General features: G+C 73.6%; 14 protein-coding genes. 7 read left to right on the forward strand and 7 right to left on the reverse strand.

What is annotated here, in order from left to right:
• Window positions 1-166 precede the first annotated feature (166 nt).
• Window positions 167-574, forward strand: coding sequence for a VOC family protein (locus AB0K07_RS07125; RefSeq protein WP_363751674.1), 408 nt, complete (start codon window positions 167-169; stop codon window positions 572-574).
• Window positions 571-984, forward strand: coding sequence for a VOC family protein (locus AB0K07_RS07130; protein WP_363751675.1), 414 nt, complete (start codon window positions 571-573; stop codon window positions 982-984). Before AB0K07_RS07125 ends, AB0K07_RS07130 begins: the two co-directional genes overlap by 4 nt.
• 67 nt (window positions 985-1,051) lie before the next feature.
• Here the strand turns inward: AB0K07_RS07130 and AB0K07_RS07135 are convergent, their stop codons facing one another.
• The 4 genes from AB0K07_RS07135 to AB0K07_RS07150 form a co-directional block, all read right to left on the reverse strand.
• Window positions 1,052-1,795 carry a hypothetical protein gene (locus AB0K07_RS07135; RefSeq protein ID WP_363751676.1) on the reverse strand — a complete coding sequence of 248 codons (744 nt, stop codon included), beginning with the start codon at window positions 1,793-1,795 and terminating at the stop codon, window positions 1,052-1,054.
• A 146-nt stretch (window positions 1,796-1,941) separates the two neighbouring features.
• Window positions 1,942-4,011 (reverse strand): 3-hydroxyacyl-CoA dehydrogenase NAD-binding domain-containing protein, encoded by a 2,070-nt coding sequence (locus tag AB0K07_RS07140; protein ID WP_363751677.1) that lies wholly within the window; start codon window positions 4,009-4,011, stop codon window positions 1,942-1,944.
• Window positions 4,008-5,201 carry a thiolase family protein gene (locus tag AB0K07_RS07145; protein ID WP_363751678.1) on the reverse strand — a complete coding sequence of 398 codons (1,194 nt, stop codon included), beginning with the start codon at window positions 5,199-5,201 and terminating at the stop codon, window positions 4,008-4,010. The genes AB0K07_RS07140 and AB0K07_RS07145 overlap by 4 nt, the downstream gene beginning before the upstream one ends.
• Before the next feature lie 257 nt (window positions 5,202-5,458).
• Window positions 5,459-6,802 carry a ribonuclease D gene (locus AB0K07_RS07150; protein ID WP_363751680.1) on the reverse strand — a complete coding sequence of 448 codons (1,344 nt, stop codon included), beginning with the start codon at window positions 6,800-6,802 and terminating at the stop codon, window positions 5,459-5,461.
• Between the two features lie 211 nt (window positions 6,803-7,013).
• Between AB0K07_RS07150 and AB0K07_RS07155 the strand changes: the two genes are divergently transcribed.
• Both AB0K07_RS07155 and AB0K07_RS07160 read left to right on the forward strand, forming a co-directional pair.
• Complete coding sequence (locus AB0K07_RS07155; RefSeq protein WP_363751681.1) at window positions 7,014-8,345, forward strand: trypsin-like peptidase domain-containing protein; 1,332 nt, start codon at window positions 7,014-7,016, stop codon at window positions 8,343-8,345.
• Between the two features lie 158 nt (window positions 8,346-8,503).
• Entirely contained in the window at window positions 8,504-9,466 is a 963-nt protein-coding gene (locus AB0K07_RS07160) for a hypothetical protein (RefSeq protein ID WP_363751682.1), read from the forward strand.
• Window positions 9,467-9,595: 129 nt separating this feature from the next.
• Here the strand turns inward: AB0K07_RS07160 and AB0K07_RS07165 are convergent, their stop codons facing one another.
• Window positions 9,596-10,168, reverse strand: coding sequence for a DUF3000 domain-containing protein (locus AB0K07_RS07165; RefSeq protein ID WP_363751683.1), 573 nt, complete (start codon window positions 10,166-10,168; stop codon window positions 9,596-9,598).
• A 216-nt stretch (window positions 10,169-10,384) separates the two neighbouring features.
• On the opposite strand from AB0K07_RS07165, the gene hemE reads away from it, so the two are divergent.
• From hemE to hemQ, 3 genes are read left to right on the forward strand one after another with little or no spacing between them, the layout of a single operon-like run.
• Window positions 10,385-11,482: a uroporphyrinogen decarboxylase gene (gene hemE, locus AB0K07_RS07170; RefSeq protein ID WP_363751684.1), complete on the forward strand. Its 1,098-nt coding sequence runs from the start codon at window positions 10,385-10,387 to the stop codon at window positions 11,480-11,482.
• 6 nt (window positions 11,483-11,488) lie between these two features.
• The gene (hemG, locus tag AB0K07_RS07175; protein ID WP_363751686.1) at window positions 11,489-12,898 is read left to right on the forward strand and encodes a protoporphyrinogen oxidase; all 1,410 of its coding nucleotides are present in this window, start codon (window positions 11,489-11,491) and stop codon (window positions 12,896-12,898) included.
• Window positions 12,895-13,596, forward strand: a complete 702-nt coding sequence (gene hemQ, locus AB0K07_RS07180) for a hydrogen peroxide-dependent heme synthase (protein WP_363751687.1) — start codon at window positions 12,895-12,897, stop codon at window positions 13,594-13,596. Before hemG ends, hemQ begins: the two co-directional genes overlap by 4 nt.
• Window positions 13,597-13,612: 16 nt before the next feature.
• On the opposite strand, the gene AB0K07_RS07185 is transcribed toward hemQ, so the two are convergent.
• Window positions 13,613-14,101, reverse strand: coding sequence for a GNAT family N-acetyltransferase (locus AB0K07_RS07185; protein ID WP_363751688.1), 489 nt, complete (start codon window positions 14,099-14,101; stop codon window positions 13,613-13,615).
• A 93-nt stretch (window positions 14,102-14,194) separates the two neighbouring features.
• Window positions 14,195-15,292 (reverse strand): lytic polysaccharide monooxygenase, encoded by a 1,098-nt coding sequence (locus AB0K07_RS07190; RefSeq protein WP_363751689.1) that lies wholly within the window; start codon window positions 15,290-15,292, stop codon window positions 14,195-14,197.
• Window positions 15,293-15,341: the final 49 nt, after the last annotated feature.

Here is a 15,341-nt window from a genome sequence, read left to right on the forward strand (position 1 = left end):
CCGTGCCGGGGTTGCGGGCGGTGCTCACCCGGTGTAATGATCATGCCGTCAGCTGGAGATCGAAGGGGGGTGCGTTGATGTCCACCAACACCGGCTCCGCGCCCCGGGTCTCTCTCGGCTGACCCCCGGAGGCGGAGCGTCCCCACCCAGCACGGAGGGAACACCCGTGTATCCACGGATCCGCAACATCAGTATCGACTGTCACGACACGTACGCCCTGGCCGGCTTCTGGTCGGCGGTGCTCGGGTACGCCCGGCACCCGGAGGACGCCCCGGGCGATCCGGAGGCGGCGCTGCTGCCACCGGACGCGGCCACCCCGAACCTCTTCTTCCAGGCGGTGCCGGAGGACAAGGTGACCAAGAACCGGCTGCACATCTGCCTGGAACCCGTCGAACGGAGCAGGGACGAGGAGATCGAGCGGGTGCTCGGCCTCGGGGCCACCCTGGTCGCCGACCGGCGGCACGCCGACGGGACGGGCTGGGCGGTGCTCGCCGACCCGGAGGGGAACGAGTTCTGCGTGGTACGCGGCGCCGGGGAACGTGTCCCTGCCACCACTGTGGAGGACCAACCGTGAGTTCCACGATCCACAACATCAGCATCGACTGTCACGACACGTACGCGCTGGCCGGCTTCTGGTCGCAGGTCTTCGACTGCCCCCGGCAGCCCGACGACTTCCCCGGCGACCCGGAGGCGATGCTCCTGCCGCCGGGTGGCCCGGAGGTGCTCTTCATCGCGGTGCCCGAGGGCAAGACGGTGAAGAACCGGCTGCACCTGGACCTGGAGCCCGCCGACCGGACCCGGGCCGAGGAGGTCGAGCGGCTGCTCGGCATGGGCGCGACGCACGTCGACGACCGGATCCGACCCGACGGCTCCGGTTGGGTGGTGCTCGCCGACCCGGAGGGCAACGAGTTCTGCGTGTTGCGCAGCGCCGCCGAGCGGGCAGCGGCGGCGCGGGCCGCCGCGACGGACGGCCAACCGGCCTGACCGCCGGCATACGGCACGGGGCCCCGGCCACCCTCGGGTGGCCGGGGCCCCGGTCGATCCGGACGGATCAGGAGCGCTGCTCGACCTGCCCGCGGATCGTGGCGAACTCCGCCTGCGCCTCCGCGCCGGACTTGAAGAACATCACCACCAGGCCCACGCTGCCCTTGTCGGCCCAGACGCAGACGCCCAGGGGCACACCGTCGGTCTTGCCGTCACCGCAGCGGGCGTCGCCGCCGAGCGGACCGGGATCGACGGTCGCCATGGTGGCCACACCGAGCTCCGTGGAGAGCCCGGTCACCGCGGTGTCCAGCTCCTTCTTCGGGTCCGCCATCAGGCCGGACGTACCGGCGATCATGACGAGGTCCTCTTTCGCCGGGTCGCCGTAGAAGGCGCCGACGGCGCTGGTCTCGTTCTGCACCGTGGACTTCATCTCGGCGACCAGATCGTCGGAGAGCTTCTGCAACTCCGGGTCGTCGATCTTCGGCCGGCCCGCGAGGGTGGCCGGTGCGACCACCCGGGTCTTCGTGGCGTCGACGACGTCGCCCACCTCGTCCTTCACCGCGAACCAGGTGATCGCCGCGCCGCCGAGGCAGAGCACCAGCACCACGGCCAGCACGATCAGCACGATCTTGCCGACCTTCGACTTCTTCGCCGGCGGCGGGCCGCCGGCCAGGCTCGGGTCGCCGTACGGCTGACCCGGCTGCGCGGGCGGGAAGCCCTGCTGCTGCGGCACTGCCGGCTGGCCCTGCTGGGGCGGCGGGGGAGGGGAATCGTGCGGCGGACCGTAGGGGGTGGCCGGCGGCTGGGACATCAGTCAGCTCCAAGTTGGGATGGCAAAGCGGATGATCCTAACCCGGTGACGGACCGCGGCGCTGTCGGCGGGACCAGAAACGTTCGCGGTGGCCGGCCCGTCCACGAGGGACGGTCCGACCACCGCGACGGTGATACCGGGAACGGTCAGGCGGGCAGGCTCGCCGCCCCGCGCGGCAGGAACCGCTGGCCGGTGACGCGCTCGCTGGTGCCGGTCCGGTCCAGGTACGGCGTCACGCCGCCCAGGTGGAACGGCCAGCCGGCACCGAGGATCATGCACAGGTCGATGTCCTGCGCCTCGGCGACCACACCCTCGTCCAGCATCAGCCGGATCTCCTGCGCGAGCGCGTCGAGCGCGTTCTGCCGTACCTGCTCGGCGGTCAGCGGCTGGTCACCGACCACGAGCAGCTTGGCGACGTCCTCGTTGACCCTGTCGTCGACCACGATGGGCTGGCCCGAGTCGGCGATCCGCTTGAGGTTCTCGCTGACGCCGAACCGGTCCGGGTACGCGGCGTGCAGGGTGCCGCCCACGTGGTACGCGACGGCCGGCCCGACCAGCTGGAGCAGGGCCAGCGGGCGCATCGGCAGGCCCAGCGGGTCCAGCGCGCTGTTCGCCACGTCCAGCGGGGTGCCGGCGTCGACGGCCGCGAAGACCGTGCCCAGGAAGCGGGTGAGCAGCCGGTTCACCACGAACGCCGGGGCGTCCTTGACCAGCACGCTCGACTTCTTGAGCTGCTTGCCGACCGCGAACGCGGTCGCGAGGGTGGCATCGTCGGTCCGCTCGCCCCGGACGATCTCCAGCAGCGGCAGCACCGCCACCGGGTTGAAGAAGTGGAAGCCGACCACCCGCTCCGGGTGCTCCAGCTCCGCGGCCATCTCCGTGATGGAGAGCGAGCTGGTGTTCGTGGCGAGCACCGCCTCCGGGGAGACGATCTTCTCCAGCTCCGCCCAGACCTGCTTCTTGACGCCCAGGTCCTCGAAGACCGCCTCGATGACGAAGTCGGCGTCCGCGAAGGCGCTCTTGTCGACCGTGCCGCTGACCAGGCCGTACAGCTTGGCGGCGGTGCCCTTGTCCATCCGGCCCTTGGTGACGGCCTTCTCGATCTGGGTGTGCACGTAGCCGACGCCCTTGTCCACCCGGGACTGGTCGAGGTCGGTCATCACGACCGGCACCTGGAGGCGGCGGGCGAACAGCAGCGCCAGCTGGCTGGCCATCAGGCCGGCGCCGACGATGCCGACCTTGGTGACCGTGCGGGCCAGGCCCTTGTCCGGCGCCCCGGCCGGGCGCTTGGCCCGCCGCTGCACCAGGTCGAAGGCGTACAGGCCGCTGCGCAGCTCCTCGGAGAACACCAGGTCCGCGAGGGCCTCGTCCTCGGCGGCGGTGCCGGCGGCGAAGTCGCCGTCCTTCGCCGTCTCCAGCAGGTCGAGCGCCTTGTACGCGGCGGGAACCGCGCCGTGCAGCCGCTGGTCGAGGGTCTCCCGGGCGAAGTAGAGCACGCCCGCCCACATGTCCTTGTCGACCTCGGGCCGGGTCACGGTGACCTGGCCCCGCACCACGCCGGCCGCCCACTCCAGGGACCGCTCCAGGAAGTCGGCCGGCTCCAGCAGCACGTCCGCGATGCCCAGCTCGGCGGCCTGCTTCGGCTTGAGCATCTTGTTCTGCATCAGCGGGTTCTGGATGATCACCTGCGTGGCGGCGGGGATGCCGATCAGGTTCGGCAGCAGCTGGGTGCCGCCCCAGCCGGGCACCAGGCCGAGGGAGACCTCGGGCAGGGCCAGCGCCGCGGCGCCGCCGGAGAGCGTCCGGTAGTGGCAGTGCAGCGCCAGCTCCAGGCCACCGCCCATGGCCGCGCCGTTGACGAACGCGAACGTGGGAACGGTGCTGTCCTTGAGCCGGGCGAAGACCCGGTGACCGAGCCGGCCGATCTCCAGCGCCTGCGCGCGGTCGGCGAGCTGCGGCAGGCCGACGATGTCCGCGCCCACGCAGAAGATGTACGGCTTGCCGGTGACCGCGACGAACGCCGGATCGGCGGCGAGCGCGGCGGTGATCGCCTCGTCCAGGCTGGTCAGGCCGGCCGGGCCGAAGGTGTTCGGCTTGGTGTGGTCGAAGCCGTTGTCCAGCGTGATCAGGGCGGCCGGTCGGTCCAGCCCCGGTACGTTGACCTGACGCAGCAGCGCCTTCGTGACGACCTCGTTCGGTGCGGCGAGCGCGCTCACTTGGCTCCCTCCCAGTGCGGGTTCTCCCAGATGACCGTGCCGCCCATGCCGATGCCGATGCACATGGCGGTGAGGCCGTAGCGGACCTCGGGGTGCTCGGCGAACTGACGGGCCAGCTGGGTCATCAGACGTACGCCGGAGGAGGCCAGCGGGTGGCCGATGGCGATCGCGCCGCCCCACGGGTTGACCCGGGGGTCGTCGTCGGCGATGCCGAAGTGGTCGAGGAAGGCGAGCACCTGCACGGCGAAGGCCTCGTTCAGCTCGAACAGGCCGATGTCGTCGATGCTGAGCCCGGCGATGCGCAGCGCCTTCTCCGTCGACGGGATGGGGCCGACGCCCATCACCTCCGGCTCCACGCCGACGAAGCCGAACGACACCAGCCGCATGGCGACCGGGAGGCCCAGCTCGCGGGCGGTGGCCTCGTCGGCGAGCAGGCTCGCCGTGGCGCCGTCGTTCAGGCCGGCCGCGTTGCCCGCGGTGACCTTGCCGTGCGGTCGGAACGGGGTCTTCAGGGTGGCGAGCTTCTCCAGCGAGGTGTCCCGCGGCGCCTCGTCCACGGTTGCCAGGCCCCAGCCGCCCTCGGCGTCGCGGATGGCCACCGGCACCAGGTCGTCCTGGAGCTTGCCGTTGGCGTACGCCTTGGCGGTCTTCTGCTGCGAGGCGAGCGCGAACGCGTCGGTGCGCGCCTTGGTGATGTGCGGGACCAGGTCGTGCAGGTTCTCCGCGGTGGAGCCCATGACCAGCGCGGACGGGTCGACCAGCTTCTCCGCGATGATGCGCGGGTTGGGGTCGACGCCCTCACCCATCGGGTGGCGGCCCATGTGCTCGACGCCACCGGCGATGGCGATGTCGTACGCGCCCATGGCGATGCCACCGGCGACGGTGGTCACCGCGGTCATCGCGCCGGCGCACATGCGGTCGATGGCGAAGCCGGGAACGGTCTTGGGCAGACCGGCCAGCAGGGCGGCGGTCCGCCCGATGGTGAGGCCCTGGTCGCCGATCTGGGTGGTGGCCGCGATGGCGACCTCCTCGACCCGCTCCGGCGGCAACTGCGGGTTGCGGCGCAGCAGTTCACGGATGCAGCGGATCACCAGGTCGTCGGCGCGGGTGTTGGCGTACATGCCACCCGCCTTGCCGAACGGGGTACGGACGCCGTCGACGAAGACGACATCCCGAACTTCACGGGGCACTTGAGCCTCCTTTTCGACCGTCGTTCGGTCTTCGTGCCGGCGGGCGGCACTCCGGACCGAATGAGGGTCGCCGACACGGGCACGTTCCCCCGGATGCTACTCGCCAGTAACCAACCCCGTCCCCGCCCCCCACTGTGGCCCACCCCACACCCGTCCCGTCCCCGTCCCGCGCCCTCCACCCCGTTGATCATGAAGTTGTTGTCGCGACTCGCCGATCCGGAGGGCAACAACTTCATGATCAACCCTGGTGGGGTGGGTCAGGGGAGGGTGGGGGTGGGGGCGGGCGGGTCCGGGTGCAGGGCGGGCGTCAGGTGGGGGGTGAGGAGGGCGATCTGCCACTCGCGCGCGTTGAAGCCGCGCAGGGTCTCCGCCACGGCGTCCTCGGTGAGCTCCTCGGGCGGGGTCCAGGCAAGCCGGCGTACCGAATCCGGGGTGATCAGATTCTCCGGAGGCAGGTTGTGCTTGCTGGAGATGCGGATCACCACCTCCCGGCAGCGGGCCAGCCGACCGGCCGCCACCGGGTCCCGCTCGGCCCACCGGTGCGGCGGGGGAGGGCCCTCCACCGCCGGGGTGACCGGCAGCGCGTCATCCGGTAGCTGCCGGGCGTCGTCGAGCGCGGCCAGCCAGGTGCGGGCCAGCCGGCGGACCGACCGGCCGCCGAAGCCGGGCAGCGTCAGCAGGGTCTTCTCGTCCTTCGGGTCCAACTCGGCAGCGGCGATGATCGCCGAGTCGGGCAGCACCCGGCCGGGCGCGGCGTCCCGTCGGGCCGCGATCTGGTCCCGGGCGTACCACATCGAGCGGACCCGGGCCTGGGCCCGCGCCCCGCGCACCCGGTGGATGCCGGAGGTGCGACGCCAGGGCTCCGCGCGGACCCGGGGCGGACGTGCCCCGGTACGGACCAGGGCGGCGAACTCCTCGGCGGCCCAGGCCGACTTGCCCTGCCGGGCCAGCTCCGCGTCGAGCGCGTCGCGCAGGTCGGTGAGCATCTCCACGTCGAGGGCGGCGTAGGTCAGCCACGACTCGGGCAGTGGCCGGCTCGACCAGTCGGCCGCCGAGTGGTGCTTCTCCAGGGTGAACCCGAGCAGCTGCTCGGTCAGTGCGGCCAGGCCGACCCGCTCGAATCCAGCCAGCCGAGCGGCCAGTTCGGTGTCGAACAGCCGGCGCGGGCGCAGCCCCACCTCGGCCAGGCAGGGCAGATCCTGGCTGGCCGCGTGGAGCACCCACTCGGCCTCGCCGATCACGGCGTCCAATGCGCTGAGGTCGGGCAGCGGCAGCGGGTCGATCAGCGCTGTGCCGGCGCCGGCTCGACGCAGCTGCACCAGGTAGGCGCGCTGGCTGTAGCGGTAGCCCGAGGCGCGTTCGGCGTCCAGGGCGACCGGGCCGGTGCCCGCGGCGAAACGGGCCACGACCTCGGCGAGCTCGGCCGGAGTGGCCACCGGCTCGGGGGTGCCGTCACGTGGGGCGATCAGCGGAACGGGCCCACCGTCGGTCGGGTCGACCCCGTCGCCCGCCGGCTGCGGCTGGGCCGACGGCGGGTGCTGGGGTGCGTTTCCCTGGAGTTCTTCGGTGGGCCGACGGCGCAGGGGTGGTTCGTCGGTCACCTGCCAACCCTAGTGCGCTTGGTGATCCGGTGGGTGCAGCCGGTCCGGCGTGTGTCGGTCAGGTGTCCGCAAGGTGTCCTTTCGGATGCCGGACATCGGGGGAGACAAAGCCCGTTCGCGCAGGTACGGTCCATCGAGCCGCCGCCCCGTTGGGGGATGACGAACGGGTTGATGGCGGCCAACGGGGAGATCACGGGAAGGCAAGACGATCATGACGGCTGGCTTCGGTTCGGGGGACGGACGACCGGCGGGCGCCGAGCCTGACGACGCGGGCAGGGCGGAGCCGGCCGCCGACCGGCCAGGGCCGTTGCCGCCGCGCATCGAGCCGCACCCCGCCGCGTCGGCCTGGTCCACGCCGACCGGCGGCACCGATCCGTCGCAAGCCATCCCGGCCCCCCGCGCCGGCTGGTCCGCCCCGCCCAACACCGGCCAGTGGGGTGGCACCCCGCCGGCTCCCCACGCCCCGCCGGCTCCCCACGGGGCCACCCCGCCCTACGGCACCGGCGCGCAACCGGTGGGCGCCGGCGGCTACCCGCCGGCCGCGGGACCGCGCTTCCCGGGCACCAGCGGAGCGGGAGTCCCGGGGCCGAGCTTCCCGCCAGCCGCCGGGCCGACCTTCCCCGGTGGCGGGTACCCGCCACCGGGCGCCCTGCCACCGTCGGGCGACCCGGCAAGCGCCCCGCCGGTCGCGGCCGCGGGTCACCCCGCCGTGCCCGGACAGCCCGGCTGGCCGGCCGCCGCCCCGCTGCCGGCCGCCCGGCCCACCCGCCGCCGCTGGCCGGCGGTGCTCGCCACCCTCGCCGTTCTGGTGCTGGCCGCCGTGGCCGGAGTGCAGGCGTACCAGCTCGACCGGCTCGGCGACCGGCTCGCCGACACCGACCGGCGACTGGCGCAGGCCCAGGACGGCGACGGCACCCGCCTCGACGGCCTGGAGAAGCGCGCCGAGGCGCTGGAGAAGCAGGCCGGCGCCGCGTTCAACCCGGAGGCGGTGGCGAGCGCCGTGCTGCCCAGCGTGTTCCGGGTCCGGGCCGGGGAGTTCACCGGCACGGCGTTCGCGGTCGGCAAGGCGGCCACCGGTGGCGGGACGAACCTGTTCACCAACTTCCACGTGGTCGAGGCGGTCTGGGACGGCGGCGGACGCCAGGTCTTCCTGGAGCGCACCGACCAGCGGTTCCCGGCCACCATCGTCAAGGTCGACAAGACCAACGATGTGGCGCAACTGCGCACGAGCGGCAAGTTCACCGGCCTGGTCACCGCGCCCGCCACGGTGAAGTCCGGCCAGCAGATCGTCGTCGTCGGCGCTCCGCTCGGCCTGGAGGACAGCGTCACCACCGGTGTCGTGAGCGCGGTGCGCGCCGCTCAGGGGGACACCGGGCCGGCCATCCAGTTCGACGCCCCGATCAACCCGGGCAACTCCGGCGGGCCGGTGATCAACGGCAGCAAGCAGGTGGTCGGCATCGCCACCGCCAAGGCACGCGACGCCGAGGGCATCGGGCTGGCCGTACCGATCAAGGTCGCCTGCGACGGGTTCAAGATCTGCTGACCGGCGGGCCGGCGACGCCGCCGGTGCCGCGCACGCCACCCACGGCCGTCGCCGGCCGTCTCCCGTCCCGCTCGGGTTCCCCGGACCCGGGAATCTCGCCGCCGCACCCGGTCTCACGCGCCTGCCGGCGCGGGGCCTGCTCAACTGGAGGAATAGCGATGTCCCAGCCACCGACCGGGCCGGACGGTTTCCCGCCGGTCACCCCGAGGCCGCCGGCCGGCCCGGGTCAGCCGCCGTCCGCCGCCGACCAGACCGTGTCGTACGCCGCCGGCCCGTCCGGCTCCGACCCGACCGTGCCGCACCCCTCCGCGCCGCACCCGTCCGCCGCCGAGCCGACGGTGCAGTACCCGGCAGGTCCGCCCGCGCCGCAGCAGTACGCCCCGGGTCAGCCGGCGCCGCAGCAGCAGTACGCGCCCGGCCAGGCCGCCCCGCAGTACGGCGCCGCTCAGCCCGTGCCGCCGCAGTACGGCGTACCGCAGGCTCCGCCCGGCTATCCGGCCAGTGCCCCGCCGTACGCCGGGCAGGTCTCCGCGCCCCCGGTGTCCGGCCCGGCCTACGGCCAGCCGATGTCCGCGCCGCCGGTGTCCGGCCCCAGCTACGGCCAGCCGATGTCCGCGCCGCCGGTGTCCGGCCCGGCCTACGGGCAGCCGATGTCCGCCCCGCCCGGGATGGCGCCGCCGTACGGCCCGACCGGGGCACCGGGGGCCGGCCGAGGTCGGGCGGTGCTGGTGCTGGCCCTGGTGGCCGCGCTGCTGTTCGTCGTCAGTGGGGTGATGACCGGGCTGTTCGTGACCAAGAACAACGAGCTGAACCGGACCGAGAAGCGCCTCACCGGTCAGGTCAGCCAGCGCGACGACACCATCGCGGCCAACACCACGGAGATCACCAAGCTGAAGACCGACCTGCAGACCATGCAGGAGAAGCTGGACAACACCGAGCAGGACCTGACCGGGACGCGTAACGACCGCGACGAGCAGGCCCGGCAGAAGAAGGTCATCGCGAGCTGCCTGGACAAGCTGACCACGGCGCTCGGTGCGGCGGCGGCCGGCAACAAGAGCGCGTACGACGCGGCGATGAAGGGCCTGGACAAGGTCTGCGACGAGGCGGACAACTACCTCTGACCTGACCGCCCGCCCGGGCTTGTCGATCATGGAGTTGTGGTGCTCGCACATGGGCCACCGAGGGGCGTCCCGCCCACCACAACTCCATGATCGACCCGCTCGAGGGCGGGCCTGGACGGGGGTGGGCAGCTAGGCGGCGCCGGCGGGGCGGCGGTCGGACAGGGCGGTGACCCCGGGCGGGGGCAGGCCCGCCGTGAAGGCGAGCAGCGCGCACCAGCCGACCAGGTGCGGGGCCAGGTCATCGTCGATCGGTGTCCAGGAGGCGCGGATCTCGATGTCACCGGCGGTGGGTGGGCCGGCCAGGTCGCCGAAACGGGTCGACATGGTCTGCGTGACCGTCCCCCCGATGGCCCGGTGACCGGCGTCGTGGGCGTCCAGCGCGTCGGTCAGCCACGTCCAGCCGACCCCGGGCAGCAGTGGGTCGGCGGCCAGGTCGACCTCCAGCTCGGCGGTCACGTAGGTGACCAGCCGCAGGGTGCCCTGCCACGCCTCGTGCCCGGCCGGATCGTGCAGCAGGATCAGCCGGCCGGTGGCCACCTCGTCGCCGTCGCGCAGCACCGTCGCGGAGAGCGCGAACGCGTACGGGGCCAGCCGCTGGGGGGCGCCGACCTCCTCCAGCGTGATCTCCGGCCGGGGTGCCGCCGACCGCAGCCCGGCGACCGCGCGGGCGAAGGTCTCCGGGAGCGCGATCGGGGGGGCCATGCCGGCAGCCTATGCCGCCGTCGGCCCCCCGGCTTCGACGGCGCGCCGACACCCGATCCGGCGGCGGTTCCGTACCGCGGCTCGGCTTCGCGTACCCGGCGTCCGATCCGGCCCGGCTCGCGGCACCGGCGTTGACGAGGGCCGGTGGCGGCAGGAAGGTGTTCTTCCTTTCACCCCCGGCGGGGAGGGGGTGGGTGCCGTGGCACGATTGCGGCGATGAGCACGGACACCACGGGCACTGTCGCCCGAGACGGAGAACAGCGCCCCGGCGGGCCGGCCGACTCGCCCTTCATCCGTGCCTGCCGGCGCAGGCCCGGCCCGCACACCCCGGTCTGGTTCATGCGCCAGGCCGGCCGCTCCCTACCGGAGTACCGGGAGATCCGGGCGAGCGTGCCGATGCTGGAGTCCTGCCGTCGTCCGGAGCTGGTCACCGAGATCACCCTCCAGCCGGTACGCCGGCACAAGGTGGACGCGGCCATCCTGTTCAGCGACATCGTGGTGCCGGTCGCCGCCGCCGGGGTCGACCTGGACATCGTGCCGGGCACCGGCCCGGTGGTGGCCGAGCCGGTCCGTACGGCCGCCGACGTGGAGCGGATCCGCCCGATCACCCGCGACGACGTCTCGTACGTGGACGAGGCGGTCCGGCAGCTCGTGATCGAGCTGGGCGACACCCCGCTGATCGGGTTCGCCGGCGCGCCGTTCACCCTGGCCAGCTACCTGGTCGAGGGGGGCCCGTCGCGGACCCACGCGAAGACCAAGGCGCTGATGTACGGCGACCCGGAGCTGTGGCACGCGCTCTGCGGCCGGCTGGCCGAGGTGACGCTCGCCTTCCTCCGGGTGCAGGTCGAGGCCGGCGTCTCTGCCGTGCAGCTGTTCGACTCGTGGGCCGGCGCGCTCTCCGAGGCCGACTACCGCCGCTACGTGCTGCCGCACTCGACTGCCGTGCTGAGCGGGCTGGTCGACGCGGGCGTCCCGCGGATCCACTTCGGGGTGGGCACCGCCGAGCTGCTCGGCGCGATGGGCGAGGCCGGCGCGGACGTGGTCGGCGTCGACTGGCGTACCCCGCTGGACGTGGCCACCGGCCGGATCGGCCCGGACAAGGCGGTGCAGGGCAACCTGGACCCGTGCGTACTGCTTGCGCCCTGGCCGGTGGTGGAGGCCGAGGTGCGCCGGATCCTGGACCAGGGCCGGGCGGCCCCCGGGCATGTGTTCAACCTCGGCCACGGTGTGCTGCCGGAGACCGACCCCGACGTGCTGACCCGGGTGGTCGCGCTGGTGCACGAGCTGTCCAGCCGCCGGGCCGACCAGGGCTGACACGCGATGCGGCAGCCCTGGCGGGTGGCGGTGGTCGGCGGCGGGATCGCCGGGCTGGCCGCCGCGGTCCGGTTGCGCGACCGCGCCCCGGCCGGCACCGAGATCACGGTGTACGAGCAGTCCGGCGCGCTGGGCGGCAAGCTGCGCACGGGCGAGCTGGCCGGCGAGCCGGTGGAGTTCGGCGCCGAGTCGTTCCTGATGCGCGACCCGACCGGGGCCGAGTCCGCGGCGGTGGCGTTGGCACGCCGGCTCGGGCTGGCCGACCGGATCGTGCACCCCACGGTGGGGCAGGCCGCGCTGGTGGTCGACGGGGGGCTGCGCCCCATCCCGGGCGGCACGCTGGTGGGCGTACCCGGGGATCTGGACCGGGTGACCACGGTCGCCCGCCCGGCCGTGGACGCCGACACCGACGGCGGCCGGCCGCTGGTCGCGCCCGGCGCGGACGTCTCGGTGGGCGCGCTGGTCCGGTCCCGCTTCGGCGACGAGGTGGTCGACCGGCTGGTCGACCCGATGCTGGGCGGTGTGTACGCCGGCCGCGCCGACGACCTCTCCCTGGTCACCACCATGCCGGCGCTGGCCCGCGCGGCCCGGGTGGAGCACACCCTGACCGGCGCGGTCCGTGCGGCGCAGGCCGCCGCGCCGCGTGCTCCCGGCGCACCGGTCTTCGGCACCCTGGTCGGCGGGTTGAGCACCCTGGTCGAGGCGGCGGCGACGGCCAGCGGCGCGACGGTACGGCGGGACGCGGCGGTCCGCGAGCTGACGCCGACCGACACGGGTTGGCGGCTCACGGTCGGCCCGACCCGCGCTCCTGACCTGGTCGACGTGGACGCCGTGGTGCTGGCGGTGCCGGCCCGGCCGGCGGCCCGGCTGCTCGCCGACCCGGCCCCGGCGGCCGCCGCGAGCGTCGGGAAGCTGGACTACGCCAGCGTCGCGCTGGTCACCATGGTGCTGCCGCAGCCGCGGCTGCCCGAACTCTCCGGCTTCCTGGTGCCGAGCACCGAGGGTCTGCTGATCAAGGCGGCGACCTTCTTCACCACGAAGTGGGGGCACCTGCGCCGGCCGGACGGGCTGGCGCTGGTCCGGGCCTCGGTGGGCCGGTACGGCGAGGAGGCGCACCTCCAGCGCCCGGACGCGGACCTGGCGGCCACCGTGCACCGGGAGATGTCGGCGGTGCTCGGCGCACCGCTGCCCGCGCCGGTCGACGGGCACGTGCAGCGATGGGGTGGCGCGCTGCCCCAGTACACCCCCGGGCACGCCGACCGGGTCGCCGCCGCCCGGGCGGCGTTGCGGGCCGTGCACCCCACCCTGGCCCTGGCCGGCGCCGGCTACGACGGCGTCGGCATCCCGGTCTGCGTCCGTTCCGGCGAGACGGCGGCCGACGAGATCATCACAGCACTGGGAGGATCGGCGAGATGACCGAGCAGACCAACGCGGCCCGGTTGCGGGAGCTGAACGCCAGCATCCGCTACACCATGTGGTCGGTGTTCCGGGCCAGCGCCCCGCTGCCGTCGCTGCGGGACAACGTCACCGGTGAGGTCGAGTCCCTCTTCGAGGAGCTGGCCGGCAAGGACGTGGTGATCCGGGGCGTGTACGACGTCTCCGGGCTGCGCGCCGACGCGGACCTGATGATCTGGTGGCACTCCGCGTCCAGCGACGCGCTCCAGGACGCGTACCTGCGGTTCCGCCGCACCACGCTGGGGCGGGCGATGACCCCCGTCTGGTCGCAGATGGCGCTGCACCGGCCGGCGGAGTTCAACAAGAGCCACATCCCGGCGTTCCTGGCCGGTGAGGAGGCCCGCCCCTACATCTGCGTCTACCCGTTCGTCCGCTCCTACGAGTGGTACCTGCTGCCCGACGCCGAGCGGCGCGAGATGCTGGCCGAGCACGGCCGGCTGGCCCGGGGCTACCCGGACGTGCGGGCCAACACCGTGGCCTCGTTCGCCTTGGGCGACTACGAGTGGATGCTCGCCTTCGAGGCCGACGAGCTGCACCGGATCGTCGACCTGATGCGTGACCTGCGGGCGTCCGGCGCCCGTCGGCACGTCCGCGAGGAGGTCCCCTTCTACACCGGTCGCCGCCGTTCGGTCGCCGAGATCGTCAACTGCCTGGTGTGATCCTCGCGGGCGCGGGTCAGAGCGGCCGGAGCATGACCTGTTCGCGGCGTACGCCGTCGGGCAGGAGGTCGCCGAGGTCGTCGGTGCGGGTGAAGCCGGCGCGCCGGTAGAGGGCCTTCGCCGCCGCGTTGTCCGGCATGACGCTGAGGCGCAGCCGGTCCGCGCCGCGCTCGCGCGCCCAGTGCGCCACCGCGTCCACCAGCAGGTGGCCGACCTTGCGGCCGCGCGCCTCGGGGCGCACCCACATCGAGATCAGCTCCGCGACGAGCGGGTCCGGCGTGGGTACGCCGCTGACCATCCCGACCGGCCGCCCGTCCAGCGTGGCCACCAGGTTGTGCGAGTCGGGGATGCTCAGCCGGTCACGCCAGCGCTGCTCGCGGTCGCCGTCGCCCTGCCAGTCGGCCAGCCGGGAGCCGAAAGCCTCCGGCGCCTCGGTGAGGGCGGCGAGCCGCAGCTCGCGCCACGTGGGCCAGTTGTCCGGGGTGAGCACGGTCATCTCGATCATGTCGGAATGATGCCGGTGGCCGGCGGGGCGGACCACCGCATTTCCCCGCCGGCCGGCGCCGCACCCCCGCCCGGGTGCGGCGCCGGACGGGGATCAACTGGTCGTCGTGCAGGAGACCAGCGGAAGCGGGTTGGTGCCGTTCCACGTCCCGAGGAAGCCGAACGTAGTGCTCGCTCCGGCGGCGAGGCTGCCGTTGTGGCCGACGTTGCGCGCGGTGACGAGCGTGCCGTTGCTGGTGACGGTGGCGTTCCACGCCGAGCTGACCTGCTGGCCGCCGGTGTAGTTCCAGCTCACCGACCAGCCCCGGGTGGGCGAGCCGCCCGCGGTCACCCGCACCTCGGCCTGGAAGCCGCCGGCCCACTGGCCGGTGACCGCGTACGTGGCGGTGCAGGCCCCGGCCGGCGGCGTCGTCGGCGGCGGAGTGGTCGGGGGTGGCGTGGTGGGCGGGGGCGTCGTCGGCGGCGGGGTGGTGGGCGGCGGGGTGCCCGTTCCACCGGAGAAGTCGACGTCGCTGCACAGGTAGTAAGACTGGTCCAGGTGGCTGGCCTGCCAGATGGTGTAGACGATGTGCCGACCCGTGCGACCCGGCGCGTTCACCGGGATCTCGATGGAGACGCCGCCGGTCTCCTGCTTCCACTGCGACGCCGGGGTGTTGCCGATCTGGCCGGACAGCACCAGGTCGTCCCAGCCCAGCGGCTCGGTGAGCGGGTTGAAGCCCTGCCGGGTCACGTACACCCGGATGTAGTCGGCGCCGTGGCTGGCCTGGTCGAAGAAGCGGACCCGGAAGTTGCTCGACACCGGGGTGGTCTTCCAGGCACCGACGGTGTCCAGGGCGTTGTAGCGACCACTCTGGGTGCGCCCGCCGCTGCACAGTTGACCGTTGGGAATGGCGCCCTGGTGGTTGCCGGCCACGCCCTCGCGGAACAGGCCGTTCCAGTTCCACATGGCGTTCGGGTCGGCCTGCCAGGCCTGCCAGCACATCGGGTCCTCGGTGGCCATCCGAGGGTTCTGGAAGTCGCTGCCCCAGCGTTGCCAGCAGCTGTAGTTGCGCGAGGCCGGGTCGACGACCGAACCGTGTGCCGAGGCGGGCTGGACCAGCGCGGTGCTCAGCGCGGTGGTGACCAGGAGCGTGGCGGCCGCCACGATGGCGAGCAGCCAGAGCACGCGTGGTGATCGGACGAGAGTGGACATGGAGCCCCCGGGGGATGAGGTCGGACGACGACACCCGGACTGCCGGGAG

The sequence above is a fragment of the Micromonospora sp. NPDC049301 genome (assembly GCF_040678715.1).
In the GTDB taxonomy this organism is placed as follows: domain Bacteria; phylum Actinomycetota; class Actinomycetes; order Mycobacteriales; family Micromonosporaceae; genus Micromonospora.